Genomic DNA, 21,425 nt, shown 5'->3' with positions numbered 1-21,425 from the left:
GGTTCCTATTCTCTCAGTTAGCCGTAGGCTCGGTTAGCCGGCGAGCAGCTCGGCCACCCGGGGCGCCACCGCCGTACCCATCAATTCGATCGAGCGCATCATGGCCGCATGCGGCAACGGCCCGTTGCTGTATTTCAGGTCGAAGCGGTCCACGCCCAGGTTCCGCTTGAGCCGCACGATCTTTTGGGCCACCGTCTCCGGCGAGCCGACGTAGAGGGCGCCCTCGGCCGAGCAGAGGGCATCGAACTCGCCCCGGCCGGCCGGTCCCCAGCCGCGCTCGGCACCGAGCTTGTTGCGCAGCTTCAACCAGTGCGGGAACAGCTCTTCGCGGGCCTGGTCATCGGTGTCGGCCACATGGCCGGGCGAGTGCGTAGCCATCTGCTGCATCGGGTGGCCGTACTTGGCCATGGCCTCGCGGTAGAGGTCGGCGAGGGGCCGGAAACCGCGCGGCTGGCCGCCGATGATGGCGAAGATGATGGGATAGCCGTACTGGGCGCACCGGAGGACGGATTCGGGGGTGCCGCCCACGCCGATCCAGGTGGGGAGGAGGTGGTGTTCCAGCGGCGGGTAGACGCTCAGGCCGGCGAGGCCGGGGCGGGTGCGGCCTTCCCAGTGCACAGGTTTCTGTGCGCGGACCTTGTCGAACAGCTCGAGTTTCTCTTCGAACAGGACCTCGTAGTCGGCCAGGTCCAGGCCGAACAGCGGGAAGGATTCGATGAAGGATCCGCGACCCAGCATGACTTCCGCGCGGCCGTTGGAGATAGCGTCCACGGTGGAGAAGCGCTGGAACACCCTGATGGGATCGTCCGAGCTCAGGACGGTCACGGCAGAGCCCAGGCGGATGCGTGTGGTGCGTGCCGCTGCGGCGGCGAGGAAGACTTCGGGCGCGGACACGGCGTAGTCCTTGCGGTGGTGCTCCCCCACACCGAAGGCGTGGAGTCCGACGGCGTCCGCCAGTTCAGCCTGTTCCAGCAGTTGGCGCAGGACCTGGGCGTGCGGCTGCGGGCTGCCGTCGGGGGCCTCACCTACGTCGCCGAAGGTGTTCAGGCCCAACAGGATGCGGTCGTCCCCCACCGGAGCGGTGGGTCCCGCCGCCTGGGCGGCCGTCACCGGGATTCCTTGAGCCAGCCGGCCAGTTCGGCGGCCCAGTACGTGAGGACCATGTGGGCGCCGGCCCGGCGGATGCCCAGGACGGACTCCGTGATGGCGGCGCGGCGGTCGATCCAGCCGTTGGCGGCTGCGGCCTCGATCATCGCGTACTCGCCGGAGATCTGGTAGGCGGACACGGGCACGGGGCTCATCGCGGCGACGTCGGCCACGATGTCGAGGTAGCTCATGGCCGGCTTGACCATGATGATGTCCGCGCCTTCAGCCAGGTCCAGCTCCACTTCGCGGAGGGCTTCGGTGCGGTTGCCTGCATCCATCTGGTAGGTCCGCCGGTCTCCCTTGAGCTGGGAGTCCACGGCTTCCCGGAATGGTCCGTAGAACGCCGATGCGTATTTGGCGGAGTAGGCGATCACCGACGTGTTGAGGTGGCCGGCGTCGTCCAGGGCTGAGCGGATGGCGGCGATCTGGCCGTCCATCATGCCGGAGGGGCCCAGCATGTGGGCGCCGGCCTCAGCTTGCGCCACGGCCATCCGGGCGTAGATTTCCACGGTGCGGTCGTTGTCTACGTACCCGTCGGCGTCGAGCACTCCGCAGTGTCCGTGGTCCGTGAATTCGTCCAGGCAGACGTCGCTCATGATCACCAGGTCGTCGCCCACTTCGGCGCGGACGTCCCGGATGGCCTTGTTCAGCACACCGTCCGGGTCAAGGGACGCCGAGCCTCCGGCGTCCCTGGTTTCCGGGATGCCGAACAGCATAATGCCGCCCAGGCCAAGTTCCACAGCTTCCGCCGCGGCCCGCTTGAGCGTGTCGGTGGTGTGCTGGACCACGCCCGGCATGGACGTGATGGGGTTGGGTTCGGTGAGGCCTTCGCGGATGAAGGCCGGGAGGATGAGTTCGGCGGGCGCGAGCCGGGTTTCGGCGGTCAACCGGCGCATGGCGGGGGTGGTGCGCAGGCGGCGGGGGCGTTGGTTGGGGAAAGTCATGGATCCTGTCCTTCGCGTAGTTCGTCAGGCATTTGGGGAGCGGGGAGGCGGGCGGCCCGGTCAGGGCGGGTTGAGGGCCTTCGCGACGGCGGCAACCAGCCCGTCAGGGGTGGGTTCGTCCGCCACCGCAGCCACGTCCAGGCCGAGCGCCGCGGCCTGGTCCGCCGTGGACCGGCCGATCACGACCAGCCGGCAGGACGGGCGGCCAGCGAGGGCTGCGAGCCGGCGCACCGCGCTGGGCGAGGCGGCAATGGCCGCATCGATGCGCCCTGCGGCGATCTCCGCCGCGGCGCCTTCCGGCGTAAGGAGGGAGTACGACGACGGCTGTTGGCGTGCGCCGCCGTCGTCCGCTTGGACGGCGAGCCGCCGCCCTGCTGCCGCCGGGTAGTCCACGGTACGGTAGGCAGTGACCGTCGTGACATCGCCCCCTGCCGCCCGCAGGCCATCGGCCAGTGTGGCAGCGGCGATGTCGGCCTGCGGCAACAGGATCCTGCCGCCTCCCGGCCAGACGCCCAGCAGGCCCGCTGCCGACTGCTCCGCGGCCGGAACAAGGGAAACCGTGAGCCCACCGGATTCCAGGAGCTTGCGCGTCGCCGGCCCGATGGCCGCAATGCGCGTCCCGGCGGGGACCAGGGCCGCCAGGCCGAAGCCCCGGTCTGCGGCCTTTTCCAGCAGGACGTGCACGGTGGTCGCGCTGCTGAGCACCAGCCAGTCAAAGGCGCCGGCGGCCAAGGCATCGCAGGCGACGTCCAGCGCGTGCTGGTCCGGTGCCCGTTCGAAGTCGATCAGCGGCAGCAGGACCGCCGCGGCGCCTGCCCGTTCAAGGGCGTCCACCAAAGCGGCGGCGCGTTCCGGACTCCGGGTGACCAGCACCCTGGCACCGGCCAGGGGTCCGCCACCGGACCGTTCACCGCTGCGCGGCGTGTCCGGTCCGGGGCTCGGTGAAGGCTGCGTCATCGCCAGGTCAGGACGCCTGCAGGTCTGCGATGTCGGCGGCTCCGGCGGCGAGGAGGACCTCAGCCAGCTCAATGCCCAGCAACGTGGCGCCGACTTCCGTCAGCCCGTCCGTGGCGCGCTTGTCCCGTACGGTGGCGGTGCCGTCCACGGCGCACACCACTGCTTCGAGGTGGAGCATGCTGCCTTTCCGGTAGGCGTAGGCTCCAACCGGTGCGGCGCACCCCGCTTCGAGCCGGGCCAGCAGGGCACGTTCGGCGGTGACCGCGAGGCGGGTGTCCGGGTCGTCAAGGGCTGCAAGCGCCTGGGCCAGCACTTCGCGGGATCCTTCGGTGGCACCCGGTTTCGGCGGGGCATCGGCCGTACGGCACTCAATGGCCAAGGAGCCCTGCCCGGCAGCGGGGAGCATCACGTCCGTTTCGAGGAATTCGCTGACGGCGTCCAACCTGCCGATGCGTTCCAGTCCGGCGGCGGCGAGGACCACCGCGTCCAGGTCGCAGGATTTTCCAGGCACCACCTGGTCGGTGGAGTTGCCGGGCAGTCCGGGTACGCGGCCCAGCCGGGTGTCCACGTTGCCGCGGATATCGATGATGTCCAGGTCGGGCCGGGCAGCACGCAACTGCGCTGCCCGCCGCGGCGAGCCGGTGCCAACCTTGGCTTCCGCCGGCAGGTCGGCCAGCTTGAGTCCGTCGCGGGCGCACAGGACGTCCCGCACATCCACCCGCCGCGGCGTCGCGGCCAGGCTCAGGCCCACGGCTGCGCCGGTGGGAAGGTCCTTGAGCGAGTGGACGGCGACGTCGCACTCATCGCGCAGCAGCGCATCACGCAATGCTGCGACGAAGACGCCGGTGCCGCCCATTTGCGACAACGATCCGGTAAGGACGTCACCGTCGGTCCTGATGTGCACCAGTTCCACCGGGAAGCCCCCGACGGCGGCCAGCTGGTCCGCGGTCTGCCGGGTCTGGGTCAGGGCGAGCTTGCTGGCGCGGGTTCCGATCCGGACCGTCACTGCTGTGCCGTTTCCCCGGCCGTCCCTGCAGGATACGGGTCGTGCCCGGTTCCCACAGTGGTGTCGGCACCGGAGATAGTGGGCTTTTCGCCGCGGAAGTTGGCGCAGCAGCCGGGCCGGCACACGTCGTACCAGGGGCCAAGATCCGTCACGGCCGGGCGGTCGCTGATGTTGTTCGCCACGGTCCGCTCGCAGATGAGGTCCACCAAGCCGTCGACGAACGCACGGTGCGTGCCGGGAGTCGGGACGCGGGTGGCGGCCAGTCCGAGGTTGGCGCAGGTTTCCATGGCTTCGGTGTCCAGGTCCCAGACGACTTCCATGTGGTCGCTGACGAAGCCCAGCGGAACGATGACGATTCCCTTGACCCCTTGGCCTGCCAGTTCCTCGATGGCGTCATTGATGTCCGGTTCCAGCCACGGAACGTGCGGGGCGCCGGAGCGGGACTGGTACACCAGGGACCACGGAGCGGCCAGGCCGGACTCCGCCTTGACCCGGTCCATGACCGCGGCCGCGTTGGCCAGGTGCTGGGCCACGTACGCCGAGCCTTCCTCGAACTCGCGAGGCTCGCCTTCGGAACGGCCGGCGGCATCGGCGTCGCGGGTGGGGATGGAGTGGGTGGCGAACAGGACGTGGACGGGAGCCTCCGGCGTGCCTGCGGACGCCAGTTTGGCCAGGACGTCCGCCAGGCCTGCGGAGGTACCCTCCACGAACGGTTCCACGAAACCGGGGTGGTCGAAGTACTGGCGTACCTTGTCCACTTCCAGCCGGCCGTCCAGGCCGGTCTCGGTCAGGGCCATGCCGATGTCCTCGCGGTACTGGCGGCAGCTGGAGTAGCAGGAGTAGGCACTCGTGGTGAGCATCAGCACCCGGCGGTGGCCGGCGTCGTACGCTTCCTGCAGTGTCTGCGGGATGTAGGGCGCCCAGTTGCGGTTGCCCCACAGGACGGGAAGGTCGATCCCCCGGGACGCCAGCTCGGCCTCCAAGGCTGCCTTGAGCTCGCGGTTTTGCTGGTTGATGGGGCTGATGCCGCCGTTGGCCCGGTAGTGGTGGGAGACCTCTTCAAGCCGCTCGTCCGGAATTCCTCGGCCGCGGGTGACGTTGCGGAGGAACGGAATGACATCGTCCTGGCCTTCCGGGCCGCCGAAGGAGGCGAGCAGGACGGCGTCGTAATTCTTCGGCGCCATGCGTCCGGCTTCCGTGACGGGGTTGACCGCTGCCTGCGGATCCAGCGGGCTCATGCGAGGACCTCGGCAACCTCATCGGCGGTGATCCGGCGGCCGGTGTAGAAGGGCACTTCTTCACGGACGTGGTTGCGTGCTTCGGTGGCGCGCAGGTGGCGCATCAAGTCCACCAGGTCCACGAGTTCGGGCGCCTCCAGTCCAAGGATCCATTCCCAGTCCCCGAGCGCGAACGAGGAAACGGTGTTGGAGATCACCTGCGGGAACTCACGGCCCAGGAGTCCGTGCTCCCGGAGCATCGCGCCGCGCTCCTCTTCCGGCAGGATGTACCACTCGTAGGAGCGGACGAACGGGTAGACACAGAGCCATTCAGCCGGCGCGACGCCCCGCGAGTAGGCGGGCGTGTGGTTCTTGGCGAACTCGGCCTCGCGGTGGACACCCATGGCGGACCAGACAATCTTGGTCCCGGCAAAGAGGGTGCTGCGGCGGATGTCACGGATGGCCTGCTGCAGCGCCTCGGGCTTGGGCCCGTGGAGCCACACCATCACGTCTGCGTCGGCACGCATGGCGGAGACGTCGTAGCTGCCCCTGTGCGTCACGCCCGCCTCGGCGAGCCGCTCCAGCAGGGCTTCGAAGTCGGCGGTAGCATCTGCGCTGCGGACCACCGACGCCGACCGCTTGAAGACCGTCCAGAGGGTGAAGAACTGCTCGGCTGATTCTTCGGTTTTAGTGACAGATTCGGCAGAAGTGTGGCTCATGGTTACCAGTTTGCCCCTTCAGCGCCACCAAGTGGAAACCGAACAGTTCTACAACTCGTAGAAGTGAGGAATGTCACATTATCCAGCCCGTGGGTCGCGCTGCGCGGACTTTACAACCGGCGCATGCGCAGGAACACCAGGCCGGCGGCGGTCCCCACGCCAACGAGCCCGACTCCCAGCCACACCATGGCATCGGGCACGCCCGGCAGGGCCTCGATGGACGAAACCGGGCGGCCGGGACTTGCCGGGACTCCGGCCGCCTGCGCGGTGCGGGCTGCCGGAGACGGCTGGGGGCCCGGCAGCAGGGCAGTGCCGGAGGGTCGGCCAGTTGACGGAACCCCGCCGGCGTCCGGACCGGCGGCAGCCGGTGTACTTTCCTGGCCTGCTGCAGCGTCACCGGCTGCCGTGCCGGACATCCCTGCTGCGGCGCCGGATCCCGCGCCGGGATCGACAGTTCCGGGAGCGGGAGGGACCGCCGCCTGGGCAGGCGCCGGGGCCGATGGGGACGCCGCTGCCGCGGAGCCGGACGCCGTGCCGGCACCCGGGGCCGTGGCAGGTGCCGAGGCGGTGGTGGTCGCCGTCCGGGCGGATGACGGCGAAGAAGACGGCGACGGCGACGACGGAGCAGGTGTGGTCGGCACGGGGGTCCGCGCGGCCGGGGACAAAGGGGTCCCGGAGGTGGTTGGCAGCGGAAGATCGGGAAGGAGTGCGGACAGCGGGCCTCCCGCCGTAACAGAGGCTGACGCTGTTGTTCCTGCACTCAGCGAGGTTTGTGCCGTGGGATCCTGGGGCGGGACTGCGTCATCGGCCAAGGACGCCTGGACGCCGGTGGAAAGAACCAGTACCGCTCCGACGACCGCTGCTGCGGTGCCTCGCCGGAGTCCCCCATGGATACCGGTCCGGGACATTGGAAGCTCGGACCTGTGTTGAACCATAGTCATCGACCCTAACCAGAACGCCGGCCGGATTGAAAACCGGGAACGGCCCGGCCGCAGGGTCTAAACGGAGCCGTCAAGGCGTCCCGGCGTGCTGACCAGCAGCGATAGTCAGGCGCCGGTCAGTCGGCCAATTTGTTCCCGGGTATCGGCAACAACGGCAGCCAGGCCGTTCCCGGCCACCCAGCCGCCGACGACGGCCAGGCCGCCGGCAGCCGTGCACGCCTTCCGGATGGCTGCCGCCCGGGCCCGGTGTCCCACCGCGGCAAAGGGGAGGGACCCGCGCCACCGCACCACGTCCCAGTCCCGGATGTCACCGGCCGCGACGGGAACGCCCAGCAGTCCTGATGCGTCGCGAAGCGACGCCGCGAAGAGCTCCTCGTCGGAGTCCGGGCCGCCAGGCTGGTCGGAGGCGCCGTCCACCCGGCCGTAAGACAGCCGCAGCACGTGGCGGCCGGGGCCTGCAGCGGCGGCGAGCCAGTCCCATTTGCCCGTGGCATGGGTGAGTGCCTTCGCCTCGACGCCGGGGGTTTGCGGGGCCACCAGGATCCCGGTTCCGCGTGGCCGCCGGTCCAGCTCAGGCTGGTCCAGCACCAGGGTGACAAGCTTGACGTCAGGCCCGGAGGCCGGTTGCTTCCCTGCGATCGCAGGGACTGCGGCTTCCAGGAGCCCGACGGCGGCCGGACCGTCGACTGCCATAACCAGCAGGCCGCCGGTGAACGGCGTGCCGGCGGCGTCCACCCGCCAGCCTGCCGTGGTGCGACTGACGGCCGTCGCCGCCGTGCGCGCCAGCAGGGTCACTCCCCGCGACCGCAGATCGGCTACCAGGGCATCCACCAGCGTGTGCATGCCACCGTCAAGACCGGCGACGGCGGACCCGGCTTTGGCGGGACGGCCTGGATCGGTTGCTCCCGCACCGCCTGCGGGCCGCCGCTGCGCCGCCACCGCGGCAGCGAGGGAACCGTGTTTCCGCAGCCCGATTCGAAGGCCCGGCGCCACCATGTCGACGTCGAGCAGCCCGGGATCCGCGGAATGGACACCGCCCACTACGGGCGAAACCAGGCGGTCCAGCACCCGCGCGCCCATCCGCGCCCGGACGAGGGCAGCAACGCTGGTTACGCCCGTGCCGGCACCCACCGACGCCGGCAGGAACCGGTCCAGCGAGGCACGCAGCGAGCCCATGATGCCCAGGGTCCGCCGGACCTCAGGGTCCCAGACGTTGGCCGGGATGCCCAGCACGCCGGTCTTGGGCAATTCGCGGGGCCCGTCGGGAAGCTGGACCCAGGCACCGCCCGGGCGTGGGGAAACGATCCTTCCGCCCAGTCCCAGTTCGGTGGCAAGGCGTGCCACGGCGTCGGACCTTGTGGCGAAGGATTCCGCGCCGCTGTCCAGCGTGAGGCCGGCCACGGTATGGCTGCCAACGCAACCTCCCCACGTGTCGCCGGCCTCGAGCACGGTCACGCCAAGGCCGGCCGCGGCGAGTTCCCGGGCGGACAGGAGCCCGGAAATCCCGCCGCCCACCACCAGAACCGTGCCGGGTTTGGCCGGAGAACTGCCCACGGGTTACGCCGGCGGGATGGAGTGGATGAGCTCCACCACCCGGGTCAGGACGGCCGGATCCGTTTCGGGCGGCACGCCGTGTCCGAGGTTGAGGACATGGCCGGGCGCGGCGGAACCGGCCGCAATGACCTCCCGGACATGGGCTTCGAGGATGTTCCAGGGGGCTGGGAGCAGCGCGGGGTCGATGTTCCCCTGCAGCGGAACCGTGCCGCCCAGCCGGCGGTTCGCCTCGTCCAGGGGCAGCCGGTAGTCGACGCCCACCACGTCGACGCCAACATCGCGCATGGCCACCAGGAGTTCGGAGGTGCCGGTGCCGAAGTGGATGAGCGGGGCACCAAGGTGGCGGACGTGGTCAAGGGCCCGGGCGGAGGCCGGCGCAACATAGCGGGTGTAGTCGGCCAGACCCAGCGAGCCGGCCCACGAGTCGAAGAGCTGGGCCGCCGAGGCACCCGCTTCCAGCTGCGCCTGGAGGAACATGCCGGAGGCGTCTGCGGCCCAATTTGCCAGGGCGTTCCAGGTTTCGGGGTCGGCATGCATCATGGTGCGCGGGCCAAGGTGGTCGCGCGACGGCTTTCCTTCCACCATGTAGGCGGCCAGCGTGAAGGGGGCGCCGGCGAAACCGATGAGCGGCGTCTTACCCAGTTCAGCCACCGTCAGGCGGACGGCCTCGCGGATGGGCTCAAGCGCCTCCCAGGTCAGCTGCGGGAGGGCGGCAACGTCGGCGGCCGTGCGCACGGGCTTGTCCAGGACGGGCCCCACCCCCGGCACGATGTCGACGCCGACGCCGGCCAGCTTCAGCGGAATCACGATGTCTGAGAAGAAGATGCCGGCGTCAACGTCGTGACGGCGTACGGGCTGCAACGTGATCTCCGAGGCCAGCTCGGGACGGAGGCAGGAATCCAGCATGGCGATGCCCTCGCGGACCTTGAGGTACTCCGGCAACGACCGGCCCGCCTGCCGCATGAACCAGACGGGACGGCGGGAGGGTTTGCCTCCGCGGTAGGCCGTGATCAGCGGTGAGTCCGCTGTGCGGCCGTCCATCAGTGGATGGTCTGCGGCGAGGGCGCCGGCAGCGGAGACGGCAGGGCTAGGAGTCATGCTTTTGATTGTGCCCAAAAAGAGCCGCAAAAGATAACGACAACCTGTCGCCGTGCGGCCCTCGCGACGGGAAGGTGTCCGGGATCACCGCAGGGTGTGGCGACTATCCTTTCCGGCGGTTGTTCTACCGGGCAACGAAAAAGCTATGATTGGTCTGCTGTGGTTCTTTTCTCATTGGTGGCTACACACGCCGACATCGATCTTGAAACCGTCGCTCAGCTGAGCAACGGTTCCTCAGGGATTGCCGCGTCCACCCTCATCGAATCCCCCGCCGTGGCCGGCGCCGTGGTCCTGGCCACCTGCAACCGCTTCGAAATCTACGGTGAAGCCCCCAACGCTGCCGACGTCGAGGCTGCCCGCGCCGCCCTCGTCGCCCGCATCAGCGAGGCCAGCGGCCTGGCTGAACCCCTGGTTTCGCGTTCGTTCAATACCCGCACCGGGCCCGAGGTGACCCAGCACCTGTTCGCCGTGAGCGCCGGGCTCGACTCCGCCGTCGTCGGTGAACGCGAAATCGCCGGGCAGGTACGGCGGGCACTGATTACCGCCCAGCATGACGGCACCGCCAGCGCCGGCCTGGTCCGGCTCTTCCAGGCCGCGTCCAAGACCGCCAAGGACGTTGGCGCCCAGACTGCTTTGGGTTCCCGCGGCCTCTCCATTGTCTCGGTGGCGCTGGACCTTGCCACCGACCTCTCCGAAAGTCCCGACTGGTCCGCCAAAAAGGTAGTGCTCTTCGGAACCGGTGCTTACGCAGGCGCCACCATGGCCCTCCTCCGCGAACGCGGCTGCACGGACATCAGCGTCTACTCGTCTTCGGGGCGGGCCGAAGGATTCGTGGCAACACGCGGCGGCACGGCACTGGACGTCGAATCCCTCCGTCCGGCGGTTGCTGCGGCTGACGTCATGATTGGCTGCAGCGGTTCGGACACCCGGGTGGAAGCCGATGAACTGGCCCAGGTCCGCGCGGATTCCGCACAGCCGTTGATCGCCATCGACCTTGCCCTCACGCACGACTTCGACCCCGCCGTCGGCGAGCTGGACGGCGTGGAGCTGCTCACCCTGGAATCGGTGCGCCTCGCTGCCCCGCAGGAGCAGGCCGAATCGCTGACCCAGGCAAGCGGCATCGTCAACGGCGCCGCCAAGGCGTTCGAACAGGAACGGGAAGCCCGCTCGGTTGACTCCGCCATTGTCGCCCTGCGCCGGCACACCATGAACGTGCTGGACGCGGAGATGGAAAAGGTCCGGGCCCGCCACGGCTGCACCGCCGCCGCGGAAGAAGTCGAATTCGCGCTCCGCCGGATGGTCAAGCAGCTGCTGCACGTTCCCACCGTCCGGGCCCGCGAACTTGCCGCCAACGGGCAGCAGGATGACTACGTGGCCGCTTTGGAAGCCCTCTACGGCATCACCGTCGAGCAGCCGGGTGTCGCGCCGGCGGCCGCAGCCGCGGAGCCCGAATGCCCGGTAGACCACACAGGCCGCGAAACCGCCTGACATCCCGTCAGCAACGCCCGCTCACTTCCTGCCACATTTGAGGCAACGCCCGCTCACTTCCTACTTCAATTGACGCAACGCCCGCTCACTTCCTTCAAGAAAGTGAGCGGGCGTTGGTTTGGAAGCTGTCAAAAGTGAGCGGGCGTTGGGGAAATTGATGTCAAAGGTGAGCGGGCGTTTCCGTCAGTAGACCGGCTTGTCGGGTTCCACCTCGCGCACCCAGGCCAGGATTCCGCCGTCGAGGTGGCTGACACGCTGGTAGCCTGCCTGGCGGGCTGCCGCGAGGACGTTCGCGGAGCGCGTCCCGGCCTTGCAGTGGAACACGATGTCCCGGTCCTGCGGAAGCTCGCCCCACGCCTCCCCTGCCAGGATCCGTCCCTGCGGAATCAGTTTGGCCCCGTCGATCCGGACAATGTCATACTCGCCGGCCTCCCGCACGTCCACCAGTTCGAAGTCCTTGAGCCCGGCTTTCCGCGACGCGAGCATGGTGGCCAGCTGGGTGGCGGTGATGGTGTGTTCCGTGTCCGTAGTGGACTCCGGGGCAATCCCGCAAAACGCCTCATAGTCCGTGAGTTCGGTGATGGATTCCGCCGCGGGGTCCTTGGAGACCCGGATTTCCCGCCAACTGCCGCCGAGGGCATCGAACAGCGCCACGCGGCCCAGCAGGGAGCGGCCGACGCCGGTAATCAGCTTCACTGCCTCGGTGACCATCAGCGAGCCCACGGCGGCGCACAGCATGCCGAAGACGCCGCCCTCGCCGCAGGACGGCACGGAACCGGCGGGAGGGGCCTCGGGGTAGAGGTCCCGGTACGTGGGGCCGTGCTTCTCCCAGAAGACACTCACTTGTCCGTCGAAACGGAAGATGGAGCCCCAGACGTAGGGTTTGCCCAGGATGGCGGCGGCATCGTTCACCAAATACCTGGTGGCGAAGTTGTCAGCGCCGTCCAGGATCAGGTCGTACTCCGCAAACAGTTCAAGCGCGTTGCCCGAATCCAGGCGCACGTTGTGGAGGCGGACATCCACCAGCGGGTTTAGGGCGGCGATGGCATCGCGGGCCGACTCGATCTTGGGCCTTCCCACATCCTGCACACCATGGATGACCTGGCGCTGCAGGTTACTCAGGTCCACCACGTCGTCGTCGATGATGCCCAGCGTCCCCACCCCTGCCGCGGCGAGGTAGAGCAGTGCTGGTGAACCGAGGCCGCCGGCTCCGATGACCAGCACTTTCGCGTTCTTGAGCCGCCGCTGCCCCAGTGCGCCGATCTCGGGAATGATCAGGTGCCGGGAGTAGCGTTCCACCTCGGCGGACGTCAGGGCGGCCGCCGGTTCCACCAGCGGATCCAGCGAATGGGTTGAAACATTTGCGGTGAACGTCGAAGCCATACTTCAATGTATGCCCCGGGATACCGCCGGGTCATATTACCCCGCAGTAAAGTGAATGTAACTGCAATGGAAAGAAGGACAACTGTGGTCCCTGAAGCACGGGCTGACCGCCCGCCCGCGGCCGAACCGCAAACTCCCTCCCGCCCCGCAGGCCAACGGTCCGCCCGGCTGCCCCGGGACGAACGCCGTGCGCAGTTGCTTGCCGCCGCCCAGGAAGTCTTCGTTGCGAATGGCTACCACGGGGCCGCGATGGACGAAATTGCAGAGACTGCCCACGTGAGCAAGCCCGTCCTGTACCAGCACTTCCCGTCCAAGCGTGAGCTGTACCTGGCCCTGCTGGAGAGCCATCTGACATCGCTGACAGAGCTGATGCTGGGGGCGTTGAACTCCACCACCGATAACGACGAGCGCGTGCAGGCCGTCATGCGCGCCTACTTCCACTTCATCGCCAACGACGACCAGGCTCACCGCCTGGTGTTCGAATCGGACCTGATCAACGATCCCGATGTCAGCTCCAGGCTGGAGACCTTTAATCGGACCTTCGCAGACGCCATCGCCCGGGTCATTGCCGAGGACACCAAGCTCCCCCACCTAGAGGCGGAACTCCTGGGCCGCGGCCTCGCCGGGATGGCGCAGGTCAGCGCCCGGTATTGGCTGGAAACGGACGGCAACCTGGACCTCAACGTGGCCAGCGACCTCATCTACCGTTTAGCTTGGCGCGGAATCTCTCGCTTCCCCAAAGAGTCCTAGACTACAAATAAGACATCATCGACGAACCAGGCTGGGAGGCCCCCTTGGAAATTAAGATCGGCGTTCAAAACGTTGGCCGCGAAATCGTGCTCGAGTCAGACCAGGATGCTGAGACGGTGGCCAAGACTGTTGGTGAAGCCATCAACGACGGCACCCAGTTGCGCCTGAAGGATGACAAGGGACGCCTGATCATTGTTCCCGGCAGCGCGCTGGCCTATGTGGAAATCGGCGCTGAAGAGGTCCGCCGCGTAGGTTTCGGCCAGTTCTAGGCTGACAGAACTTTCCAAGGAGATCCATGCTCTCGCTGACCATCGTCGTGCTGGCCACGCTCGCCGCCGGGTTTATCGTTTGGGCCAATGACAAACGCCATTCCCGTTACGGCGCGGGCGTGCCCGCCGGGATCGCCGTGGGCGTCGCGGCGATGGCGTGGATCATCCTCATGACGGCAGGTTTCGGCTATCTTCCGGGTTTGACGTGGCTCCCCTGGGTGCTGCCCATCGTCCTCGGCACCGCCGCGGCCATTGCCGCCGTCGTCTACCTTGGCCGCACCCGGACACGCCATGACACGGAGCGGCTGAACGCGGTCCTGCGGAGCTGAACCAATCCTGGATAAAGCTGTGGCCACCACCCGCACGGGTGGTGGCCACAGCTTTTTAGCGGCTAGAGGAACTCGGCCCGGCCCTCCATCGCCGATGATGCCAGGGCGTGTTCCCGGCGCGGGATCCGTCCGGCGGCCCTCGCCAACCTGCCGGAAATCACGGCGTGCTTGAACGCTTCGCCCATCAGCGCCGGATTCTGCGCCCGCGTCACGGCTGTGGCCAGCAGGACGGCGTCGCAGCCCAGCTCCATGGCCAAGGCGGCGTCGGAGGCCGTACCGATGCCCGCATCCAGGACCACTGGGACCGAGGCCCGGGAGACGATGAGTTCGATGTTGTGCGGGTTCAGGATGCCCAGGCCGGTGCCGATCGGTGCGCCGAGCGGCATCACGGCGGTGGCGCCAAGATTTTCCAGCCGCAGCGCCAGCACGGGATCGTCGTTGGTGTAGGCAAAGACCTTGAAGCCGCGGTTGACCAGTTGCTCGGTGGCCTCAACGAGTTCCACGGCGTCCGGCAGCAGGGTCTGTTCGTCGGCGATGACTTCCAGCTTCACCCAGTCGGTTTCGAGGGCTTCCCGGGCCAGTTCCGCGGTAAGGACAGCGTCCCGGGCGGTGAAGCAGCCGGCGGTGTTGGGCAGGACTTTGATCCCGTGGTCCACCAGCAGCTGGAACAGCGAGCCGGTTTCCGCGGGTGAGTAGCGCCGCATGGCCACCGTGGTCAGTGCCGTGCCGGAGGCCAGGAGCGCGGCGCCCAGTCCGTCCAGGCTGGGCGCACCGCCGGTGCCCATGATGAGCCGGGATGCCAGGGCGACGCCGTCGATCACCAGGGTGTCCCCTGCGGCTTGGCTTGCAGTGTTGATGGTGCCGGTTTCGGTCATGGTGTCAGCCTCCTTGTACTGCGGTGACGAGTTCGATGTCGTCGCCGTCGGCGAGCGCGGTACCGAACCATTGGCTGCGCGGCACCACCTGGGCGTTGTGGGCGACGGCGACGCCCAGTTTCCTGCCGTCCGTCGCCTGGCCGTTGGGGGCCAGCGGCCGCCCGGTGACCTGGCTGACGAGCGTGGTGATGGAGGCGCCGTCGGCCACCGTGTGCGGGTTTCCGTTGAGGGTGATGTTCACGCTGTCTCCTTCATGTGGGGGCTGGGGACGGTCACGGCCGACCCGGAAAAACGGTCCGGGCTGAACGGCGCCCAGCGGGGATCGGCGGCCCCGTCCAGGAGTGCTGTGCAGACGGCGGCGGCGGCGGGCGTGAGCAGCACCCCGTGCCGGAAGAAACCGGTCGCGATGATCAGCCCCAGCACGTGCCCGTCCGCTGGGCCCCCGGATCCCAAGGAGGCCGCGACCCGGCCCAGCAAGGGTGCATTGTCGGGGGTTCCGGGGCGCGCCCGGGCGGTGCATTCCAGGAGTTCAAGTTCGGCGACGGCGGGCACCAGCGCCTGGGCGTCCCGGAGCAGCTGGTACACGCTGCCGGCGCTCACGGCGTCGGAAAGCGCGTCCTCCCGCTGGGAGGCCCCGATGACTACCGTGCCATCCTCCCGGGGGACGATGTACACCGGGATCCCGTGAACCAGTCCGCGCACCGTGGCGGTCACCAGCGGGCGGAGGTGCTGCGGCACGGAAAGCCGGAGGATGTCCCCATGCACCGGCCGCAGGGGCAGTTCCAGGCCTTGGGGCAAGCCATCAAGGGACGGCGCGTGCAGGCCGTTGGCCACGACTGTTTCCTTGGCCAGGACTGATCTGCCGCTCCCCAAGCGGACGCCGGCCACCGTCCCGTCCTTCCACAGCAGTCCGGCCGCCCGCTCCGGCACGGCAAAGCCTTCCGTGGCACCGGCAACCGCCAACGTCGGGGTTTCCCGTGCCGCGCCCGCCAGGGCCAGCCGCACGGACGCTATCAGCTTCCTCGGGTCCACCTGGTGGTCGGCCGGGGTGTCCAGCGCGCATGAAATCCCGGGGCTCAGCAGGGGTTCGCGGCTGCGGGCTTCACGCACGGTCAACGGTGCCACCTCCAAGCCGCTGGCCTGCTGCACTGCGCGCAGGTCCATCAGCGTCCGCCGGTCGGCAGCGTCGACACCGACAGCGAGGGTGGGGGTCGTCAGGTAGCCGGTCCCGGCTCCGGCAGCCGCGGCGACGCCGGCAGCGAAGCCGGGCCAGCGGGAGGATGCGTCGAGCATGAGCTCCAGGAGGTCCTCTTCCTGGTAGTGCAGCTCGCTGACGGGGGCCAGCATGCCGGCAGCGGCCCAGCTGGCGCCGGCGCCGGGCGCGTCATCGATGAGCGCGACGGAACGGCCGGAGCGCTGGATCTCCCAGGCGATTCCGTGTCCCACCACTCCCGCGCCGATGACGGCGACGTCGGCCCGGATGGCGTCGTCGCCAGGCCCGGGCAGGCAGTTCCTGGTGCTGGTCATGGTGTGGTTCCTTCCCTACGCCGGTATTAGCCGGATCAGGTCAAGCGGTCGGCTCTGACGCCCTCTCAGCCCGGCGCTTTGTGACAGCTGCCGCGGGCTCCCGCAGTACCAGCCCAGTTTAGAGGAACTAGGCTGGCAGGCATGAATATGTCCCCCTCCTCCTTTCCTGCCCTCGGGGCGGCCAGACTGTACCTCTGCACGGATGCGCGCCGGGACCGCGGCGACTTTGCCCGGTTCGTGGATGCCGCGTTCGCCGGGGGCGTGGACATCATCCAGTTGCGCGACAAGAACATCGAGGCCGCCGAGGAATTGGACCTGCTGGCGGTCTTGAAGGAGACGGCGGTGCGCCACGGGCGGCTGTGGGCCGTCAACGACCGGGCTGACATCGCGGTGCTTTCCGGCGCACCGGTGTTCCACATCGGCCAAAAGGACCTCCCGTTGGCTGCGGCCCGGACGCTGGTCAACGGTAATGCGGCCATCGGGCTGTCCAGCCACAGCCCGGACCAGGTGGATGCCGCCCTCTCCGCCGCGGCCGGGCCTTCCCACCTGGACTACTTCTGCGTGGGACCTGTCTGGGCCACGCCCACCAAACCCGGCCGGACCGCCGTCGGGCTGGACCTGGTGAAGTACGCCGCCAAGGCCGCCGCGGAGGTACCCAGCCCGGTGCCGTGGTTTGCCATCGGGGGCATCGACCACGGGAACGTGCACCAGGTGGCGGAGGCAGGTGCACGGAGGATCGTGGTGGTCCGTGCCATCACCGAGGCGGCGGATCCCGCGGCCGCTGCAGCCTCCCTGCTCGACGCGCTGGACGCTGCCGGCCCCGGGCCTGCGTAAACCCAGGACTTGGAGTTACGCTGACTTTTGTGTCACATCATCGGTTGGCTCCCAATGTCCGCGACCATCGGAACGCCCTGGAAGAGGCACTGGGCGCGTTGCGGACCGAACTCGAACTGCCGGGGCCTTATCCGGCAGCGGCAGTGGAGGACGCCCGCGCCGCCGTGGCGGCCCTGAAGCTGCCGTCCTATGACCTGACCGCGGTCGCGTTCGTGACCATCGACCCCGCATCGTCCACCGACCTGGACCAAGCGGTGTTCATCGAGCCGGACGGGAGCGGCTACCGGGTGCTGTACGCGATCGCCGACGTTCCTGCCTTTGTTGCACCGGGTGGTCCGCTGGATGCTGAGACCCGGCGCCGCGGACAGACGTTCTACGCTCCCGACGGCCGGATCCCGCTTCACCCGGAGGTCATCAGCGAAGGGGCCGGGAGCCTGCTGCCGGGCCAGGAGTGTTCGGCTTTCGTCTGGGAGTTCACGCTCGACGCCGACGCAGCGGTGATCTCCGTGGGCGTCAGGCGGGCGCGGATCCGCAGCCGCGACAAGCTCAGCTACAAGGGTGCACAAGCCGCCCTCGACGCCGGCGCCGCTCCCCCCGTGCTGGAACTGCTGCGGGAAGTGGGGCTGAAACGGGTGGCGCTGGAGCGGGCGCGCGGGGGCGCCAGCCTCAACATGCCGGAGCAGGAGATCGTTCAACTGCCCGACGGCGGCTACCGGATCGACGCCGCCCCGCAGCTTCCCGTGGAGGACTGGAACGCGCAGATTTCGCTGATGACGGGGATGGCGGCCGCCCAGCTCATGCTGGACGGCAAGGTGGGCATCCTGCGCACCATGCCGGCCCCGGATGAGCGGTCGCTGAGGCATTTCCGGCTGCAGACCGAGGTGCTGGGCAGGCCGTGGGACGGGGAAGTCAGCTACGGCGAGTACCTGCGGTCGCTGGACCCCACCGATCCGCGCCAGTTGGCCATCATGCATTCGGCCGGGATGCTGTTCCGGGGTGCGTCCTATACGGCGTTTGACGGGACAGTCCCGGACGACGGCATCCAGTCCGCCATTGGCGCCGCCTACGCCCACACCACTGCCCCGCTGCGCCGGCTGGTGGACCGCTTCGTGCTGGTAATCTGCGAGGCCCTCAGCAACGGCGGTGGCGTTCCGGGCTGGGCACGGGAGGCGCTGCCGCTGCTGCCGGGAATCATGGCCGGTTCCGACCAGCTGGCGTCGCGGATGGAGCGGATGGCGCTGGACACGGTGGAGGCGGCATTGCTGTTGAACCACATCGGCCAGGAATTCGACGCGATCGTGATTTCCGGGTCCAAACCCCAGAACGGGAACGGCAACGGATCGGCCAAGAACGGGAACGGCAACGGGTCCGCGAAAAACGGCAACGGGAACGGCAGCTCCGGGATCATCCAGATCGCCGAACCGGCGGTCACGGCACGCTGCGCCGGCGAGCTGACCTCCGGTACCAAGGTGCGCGTCCGGCTGCTGTCCTCCGACATCACCACCCGGCAGATCCACTTCGAGCTGGTTCCATAGGGCCCGGCGGACGCGGCAGGAAGGGGCAACACGGGGATTTCGCCCCTGTACGGCTAGACTGGGAAGGTAGAACTGGATGCCCGGTCGTTGATTTCCTTGATTTGAAACCAACAAGCCCGCCCCTACGCGATCTTGAGATTTGCCCGTTGGTCACCAGTGCCAGCATTAGATAGCCCGCGATCGGCTTCCACTGGATTAGCTTGCGCGCCCGAGCGTGCTCCGGAACGGCCAGGACTGGCCGGCCCGTTGAGCAGGCAGCGCCATTGCCCAAATGAATAAGGAAACTCCCCGTGAGTGAATTGCATACCCACCAGCTCCTGACCGATGCGTCCGGCACCGAGACCATCGAGCCGGAAGAGACCATCATCTCGGACGAGACGCCGCACGAGATCGCGGAGAAGTCCTTTGCCGACTACAACGTCCGCGCGGACATCGTCGAATCCCTGGCCGACGCCGGGATCACGCACCCCTTCCCCATCCAGGCCATGACCCTGCCGGTGGCACTGGCAGGCCACGACATCATTGGCCAGGCCAAGACCGGTACCGGCAAGACCCTGGGCTTCGGCATCCCGGCGCTGCAGCGGGTCATCGGACAGGACGACCCCGGCTACGCCAATTTGGCCGTCCCGGGCGCCCCGCAGGCCTTGGTCATCGTCCCCACCCGCGAGTTGGCGGTGCAGGTGGCCAACGACCTCCAGACGGCCTCCCGCAAGCGCAACGCCAGGATCACCACCATCTACGGTGGCCGCGCCTACGAGCCCCAGGTTGAAGCACTCCAGCAGGGCGTCGAAGTAGTAGTGGGCACCCCGGGCCGCCTGATCGACCTGTACAAGCAGAAGCACCTGAGCCTGAAGAACGTCAAGCTCGTGGTCCTCGACGAAGCCGACGAAATGCTGGACCTTGGCTTCCTGCCGGACGTTGAGACCCTCATCGCCGGAACCCCGGCTGTCCGCCAGACGCTCCTGTTCTCGGCAACCATGCCCGGCCCCGTCATCGCGATGGCGCGCCGCTACATGACCCAGCCCACCCACATCAGGGCAGCCGATCCGGATGATGAAGGCCTCACCAAGCGCGACATCCGCCAGCTCATCTACCGTGCACACAGCATGGACAAGACCGAGGTGGTGGCGCGCATCCTGCAGGCCCGGGGCCGTGGCCGGACCATCATCTTCACCAAGACCAAGCGCACCGCCGCCAAGGTGGCCGAGGAACTGGTGGACCGCGGTTTCGCCGCGGCAGCCATCCACGGCGACCTGGGCCAGGGCGCACGTGAGCAGGCGCTCCGCGCGTTCCGCAACAACAAAGTGGACGTGCTGGTGGCAACGGACGTCGCTGCCCGCGGCATCGACGTGGACGATGTCACCCACGTGATCAACTACCAGTGCGTCGAGGACGAAAAGATCTACCTGCACCGGGTGGGCCGCACCGGCCGCGCCGGCAACAAGGGCACTGCGGTCACGTTCGTCGACTGGGATGACATGCCGCGCTGGGCGCTGATCAACAAGGCCTTGGGCCTGAGCGTCCCCGAGCCCGTGGAAACCTACTCCTCCTCACCGCACCTCTACAGCGACCTCGACATCCCCGAGGGCACCAAGGGACGCCTTCCGCGCGACAAGCGGACCTTGGCCGGCGTTGACGCCGAGGTGCTTGAGGACTTGGGTGAAACCGGCAAGAAGAACAGCCGCGGCGGCCGGGACGCCTCCCGTTCCCGCGACCGCGACGGCCGGGGACGTGGAAAGGACGACGGCGGAAAGGCCGGCGGCCGGGACTCCGCCCGCTCCGGTGAGCGCCGTCGTCGTACCTCCGACTCCGCCGCCCCTGCCGCCGACGCAGCCGCCCCCGCGGCCGACGGCGACCAGTCCTCGCGCACCCGCCGTCCCCGGACGCGCACCCGCCGCCGCAACGGCGAAGTGGTTGCCGCCGCGGACAAGGGCGGACAGCCCGGCAGCTCCGAGGGCTAACTGCGTCGATGACAGACACTGTTTGGGCGCCGGACGGCGGCAGCCTGGTGGTTCACGCGGACAACGCGGAGTACCTCCCAACACTGCCGGACGGCGCCTTCACGCTGATCTATGTGGATCCGCCCTTCAACACCGGCCGTCCGCAGCAGCGGCAGGAAACCCGGATGGTGGCCAACGCCGAAGGCAGCGGGGACCGGGTGGGCTTCAAGGGCCGTTCCTACGACACCATCAAGGGCGCCCTGCATCGCTACGACGACGCGTTCAGCGACTATTGGTCCTTCTTGGAACCGCGGCTGGTGGAGGCGTGGCGCCTGCTGGCCGATGACGGCACCCTGTACCTGCACCTGGACTACCGGGAAGTGCATTACGCCAAGGTGATGCTGGACGCCATCTTCGGCCGGGCATGCTTCCTCAACGAGATCATTTGGGCCTACGACTACGGCGCCCGGGCCAGGAACCGGTGGCCCACCAAGCACGACAACATCCTGGTGTACGTGAAGAACCCGGCCAAATACCACTTCGACAACGCCGAGGTGGATCGTGAACCCTACATGGCCCCCGGGCTGGTGACGCCGGCCAAGCGCGAACTGGGCAAGCTGCCTACGGACGTCTGGTGGCACACCATCGTCTCCCCCACCGGCAAGGAAAAGACCGGGTACCCCACCCAGAAGCCGGAAGGGCTGGTCCGCCGGATTGTGGCCGCCTCGTCCCGCCCCGGCGACTGGTGCCTGGACTTTTTCGCAGGCTCCGGCACCCTGGGCGCCGTGGCGGCCAAGCTCGGCCGGAAGTTCGTGTGCGTGGACCAGAATCAGCCCGCGATCGACATCATGGCCAAAAGACTCGGTGCGCACGCCACCATGGCCGTGTACCAGCCCACCTGACGCGCCCCCTT

21 protein-coding genes and 1 riboswitch are annotated in these 21,425 nt (G+C 68.4%); of the genes, 8 read left to right on the top strand and 13 right to left on the bottom strand.

Annotated features, from left to right (window positions below; genetic code table 11):
* Nucleotides 1–33: 33 nt before the first annotated feature.
* The 9 genes from QRM95_RS17675 to hemE all read right to left on the bottom strand — a co-directional run bounded on the left by QRM95_RS17675 (nucleotide 34) and on the right by hemE (nucleotide 9,582).
* A complete protein-coding gene (locus QRM95_RS17675; RefSeq protein WP_285248769.1) occupies nucleotides 34–1,110 on the bottom strand; it encodes an LLM class flavin-dependent oxidoreductase in 1,077 nt (358 codons plus the stop codon).
* On the bottom strand, nucleotides 1,107–2,090 hold the full coding sequence (gene hemB, locus QRM95_RS17670) for a porphobilinogen synthase (RefSeq protein WP_285248768.1): 984 nt from the start codon (nucleotides 2,088–2,090) through the stop codon (nucleotides 1,107–1,109). The genes QRM95_RS17675 and hemB overlap by 4 nt, the downstream gene beginning before the upstream one ends.
* 60 nt (nucleotides 2,091–2,150) lie before the next feature.
* Nucleotides 2,151–3,047, bottom strand: coding sequence for a uroporphyrinogen-III synthase (locus QRM95_RS17665; RefSeq protein WP_285248767.1), 897 nt, complete (start codon nucleotides 3,045–3,047; stop codon nucleotides 2,151–2,153).
* A 7-nt stretch (nucleotides 3,048–3,054) separates the two neighbouring features.
* Complete coding sequence (hemC, locus tag QRM95_RS17660; protein WP_285248766.1) at nucleotides 3,055–4,053, bottom strand: hydroxymethylbilane synthase; 999 nt, start codon at nucleotides 4,051–4,053, stop codon at nucleotides 3,055–3,057.
* Entirely contained in the window at nucleotides 4,050–5,291 is a 1,242-nt protein-coding gene (locus QRM95_RS17655; RefSeq protein WP_285248765.1) for a ferrochelatase, read from the bottom strand. Before QRM95_RS17655 ends, hemC begins: the two co-directional genes overlap by 4 nt.
* A complete protein-coding gene (gene hemQ / locus QRM95_RS17650; protein ID WP_285248764.1) occupies nucleotides 5,288–5,989 on the bottom strand; it encodes a hydrogen peroxide-dependent heme synthase in 702 nt (233 codons plus the stop codon). Before hemQ ends, QRM95_RS17655 begins: the two co-directional genes overlap by 4 nt.
* Nucleotides 5,990–6,099: 110 nt before the next feature.
* A complete protein-coding gene (locus QRM95_RS17645; protein ID WP_285248763.1) occupies nucleotides 6,100–6,897 on the bottom strand; it encodes a hypothetical protein in 798 nt (265 codons plus the stop codon).
* Nucleotides 6,898–7,035: 138 nt separating this feature from the next.
* The gene (hemG, locus tag QRM95_RS17640; protein WP_285248762.1) at nucleotides 7,036–8,484 is read right to left on the bottom strand and encodes a protoporphyrinogen oxidase; all 1,449 of its coding nucleotides are present in this window, start codon (nucleotides 8,482–8,484) and stop codon (nucleotides 7,036–7,038) included.
* A 3-nt stretch (nucleotides 8,485–8,487) separates the two neighbouring features.
* Nucleotides 8,488–9,582 carry a uroporphyrinogen decarboxylase gene (hemE, locus tag QRM95_RS17635; RefSeq protein WP_285248761.1) on the bottom strand — a complete coding sequence of 365 codons (1,095 nt, stop codon included), beginning with the start codon at nucleotides 9,580–9,582 and terminating at the stop codon, nucleotides 8,488–8,490.
* A gap of 159 nt (nucleotides 9,583–9,741) precedes the next feature.
* On the opposite strand from hemE, the gene QRM95_RS17630 reads away from it, so the two are divergent.
* Nucleotides 9,742–11,070 (top strand): glutamyl-tRNA reductase, encoded by a 1,329-nt coding sequence (locus QRM95_RS17630; protein WP_285248760.1) that lies wholly within the window; start codon nucleotides 9,742–9,744, stop codon nucleotides 11,068–11,070.
* A gap of 183 nt (nucleotides 11,071–11,253) precedes the next feature.
* Here the strand turns inward: QRM95_RS17630 and moeB are convergent, their stop codons facing one another.
* Nucleotides 11,254–12,453 carry a molybdopterin-synthase adenylyltransferase MoeB gene (moeB, locus tag QRM95_RS17625; RefSeq protein WP_285248759.1) on the bottom strand — a complete coding sequence of 400 codons (1,200 nt, stop codon included), beginning with the start codon at nucleotides 12,451–12,453 and terminating at the stop codon, nucleotides 11,254–11,256.
* An 84-nt stretch (nucleotides 12,454–12,537) separates the two neighbouring features.
* Here moeB and QRM95_RS17620 point away from each other — a divergent pair, with 84 nt between their 5' ends.
* The 3 genes from QRM95_RS17620 to QRM95_RS17610 are packed head-to-tail and all read left to right on the top strand — an operon-like array spanning nucleotide 12,538 to nucleotide 13,801.
* On the top strand, nucleotides 12,538–13,203 hold the full coding sequence (locus QRM95_RS17620) for a TetR/AcrR family transcriptional regulator (protein WP_018760283.1): 666 nt from the start codon (nucleotides 12,538–12,540) through the stop codon (nucleotides 13,201–13,203).
* Between the two features lie 44 nt (nucleotides 13,204–13,247).
* Entirely contained in the window at nucleotides 13,248–13,472 is a 225-nt protein-coding gene (locus QRM95_RS17615; RefSeq protein WP_285248758.1) for a DUF3107 domain-containing protein, read from the top strand.
* 26 nt (nucleotides 13,473–13,498) lie between these two features.
* Nucleotides 13,499–13,801: a hypothetical protein gene (locus tag QRM95_RS17610; protein WP_285244315.1), complete on the top strand. Its 303-nt coding sequence runs from the start codon at nucleotides 13,499–13,501 to the stop codon at nucleotides 13,799–13,801.
* Nucleotides 13,802–13,863: 62 nt separating this feature from the next.
* Here QRM95_RS17610 and QRM95_RS17605 read toward each other — a convergent pair whose 3' ends face one another.
* From QRM95_RS17605 to thiO, 3 genes are all read right to left on the bottom strand, one after another.
* Nucleotides 13,864–14,676, bottom strand: a complete 813-nt coding sequence (locus QRM95_RS17605) for a thiazole synthase (protein WP_285248757.1) — start codon at nucleotides 14,674–14,676, stop codon at nucleotides 13,864–13,866.
* 4 nt (nucleotides 14,677–14,680) lie between these two features.
* Nucleotides 14,681–14,917: a sulfur carrier protein ThiS gene (gene thiS, locus QRM95_RS17600; RefSeq protein ID WP_018760287.1), complete on the bottom strand. Its 237-nt coding sequence runs from the start codon at nucleotides 14,915–14,917 to the stop codon at nucleotides 14,681–14,683.
* Nucleotides 14,914–16,203 carry a glycine oxidase ThiO gene (gene thiO / locus QRM95_RS17595; RefSeq protein WP_285248756.1) on the bottom strand — a complete coding sequence of 430 codons (1,290 nt, stop codon included), beginning with the start codon at nucleotides 16,201–16,203 and terminating at the stop codon, nucleotides 14,914–14,916. The genes thiS and thiO overlap by 4 nt, the downstream gene beginning before the upstream one ends.
* Nucleotides 16,199–16,317, bottom strand: a riboswitch (TPP riboswitch). (Overlaps the previous gene by 5 nt.)
* Before the next feature lie 27 nt (nucleotides 16,318–16,344).
* Between thiO and thiE the strand changes: the two genes are divergently transcribed.
* The 4 genes from thiE to QRM95_RS17575 all read left to right on the top strand — a co-directional run bounded on the left by thiE (nucleotide 16,345) and on the right by QRM95_RS17575 (nucleotide 21,414).
* Nucleotides 16,345–17,037 (top strand): thiamine phosphate synthase, encoded by a 693-nt coding sequence (gene thiE / locus QRM95_RS17590; protein ID WP_502934982.1) that lies wholly within the window; start codon nucleotides 16,345–16,347, stop codon nucleotides 17,035–17,037.
* A gap of 29 nt (nucleotides 17,038–17,066) precedes the next feature.
* Nucleotides 17,067–18,572: an RNB domain-containing ribonuclease gene (locus QRM95_RS17585; protein WP_285248755.1), complete on the top strand. Its 1,506-nt coding sequence runs from the start codon at nucleotides 17,067–17,069 to the stop codon at nucleotides 18,570–18,572.
* A 290-nt stretch (nucleotides 18,573–18,862) separates the two neighbouring features.
* Complete coding sequence (locus QRM95_RS17580; RefSeq protein ID WP_285248754.1) at nucleotides 18,863–20,533, top strand: DEAD/DEAH box helicase; 1,671 nt, start codon at nucleotides 18,863–18,865, stop codon at nucleotides 20,531–20,533.
* A gap of 8 nt (nucleotides 20,534–20,541) precedes the next feature.
* Entirely contained in the window at nucleotides 20,542–21,414 is an 873-nt protein-coding gene (locus QRM95_RS17575; RefSeq protein ID WP_285248753.1) for a DNA-methyltransferase, read from the top strand.
* Nucleotides 21,415–21,425: the final 11 nt, after the last annotated feature.

It is taken from the genome of Pseudarthrobacter sp. efr-133-R2A-89 (assembly GCF_030209315.1).
Taxonomy (GTDB): Bacteria; Actinomycetota; Actinomycetes; order Actinomycetales; family Micrococcaceae; genus Arthrobacter.
This window is presented reverse-complemented; position numbering and strand designations above follow the sequence as displayed.

Excerpts from the sequence above, each read along its gene's own strand:
- QRM95_RS17575 (WP_285248753.1), top strand. The coding sequence starts at position 20,542 with ATGACAGACACTGTTTGGGCGCCGGACGGCGGCAGCCTGGTGGTTCAC.
- QRM95_RS17655 (WP_285248765.1), bottom strand. The coding sequence starts at position 5,291 with ATGAGCCCGCTGGATCCGCAGGCAGCGGTCAACCCCGTCACGGAAGCC.
- thiE (WP_502934982.1), top strand. The coding sequence starts at position 16,345 with ATGAATATGTCCCCCTCCTCCTTTCCTGCCCTCGGGGCGGCCAGACTG.
- hemB (WP_285248768.1), bottom strand. The coding sequence starts at position 2,090 with ATGACTTTCCCCAACCAACGCCCCCGCCGCCTGCGCACCACCCCCGCC.
- hemQ (WP_285248764.1), bottom strand. The coding sequence starts at position 5,989 with ATGAGCCACACTTCTGCCGAATCTGTCACTAAAACCGAAGAATCAGCC.
- thiO (WP_285248756.1), bottom strand. The coding sequence starts at position 16,203 with ATGACCAGCACCAGGAACTGCCTGCCCGGGCCTGGCGACGACGCCATC.
- hemE (WP_285248761.1), bottom strand. The coding sequence starts at position 9,582 with ATGACTCCTAGCCCTGCCGTCTCCGCTGCCGGCGCCCTCGCCGCAGAC.
- QRM95_RS17645 (WP_285248763.1), bottom strand. The coding sequence starts at position 6,897 with ATGTCCCGGACCGGTATCCATGGGGGACTCCGGCGAGGCACCGCAGCA.
- QRM95_RS17610 (WP_285244315.1), top strand. The coding sequence starts at position 13,499 with ATGCTCTCGCTGACCATCGTCGTGCTGGCCACGCTCGCCGCCGGGTTT.
- QRM95_RS17605 (WP_285248757.1), bottom strand. The coding sequence starts at position 14,676 with ATGACCGAAACCGGCACCATCAACACTGCAAGCCAAGCCGCAGGGGAC.
- moeB (WP_285248759.1), bottom strand. The coding sequence starts at position 12,453 with ATGGCTTCGACGTTCACCGCAAATGTTTCAACCCATTCGCTGGATCCG.
- QRM95_RS17665 (WP_285248767.1), bottom strand. The coding sequence starts at position 3,047 with ATGACGCAGCCTTCACCGAGCCCCGGACCGGACACGCCGCGCAGCGGT.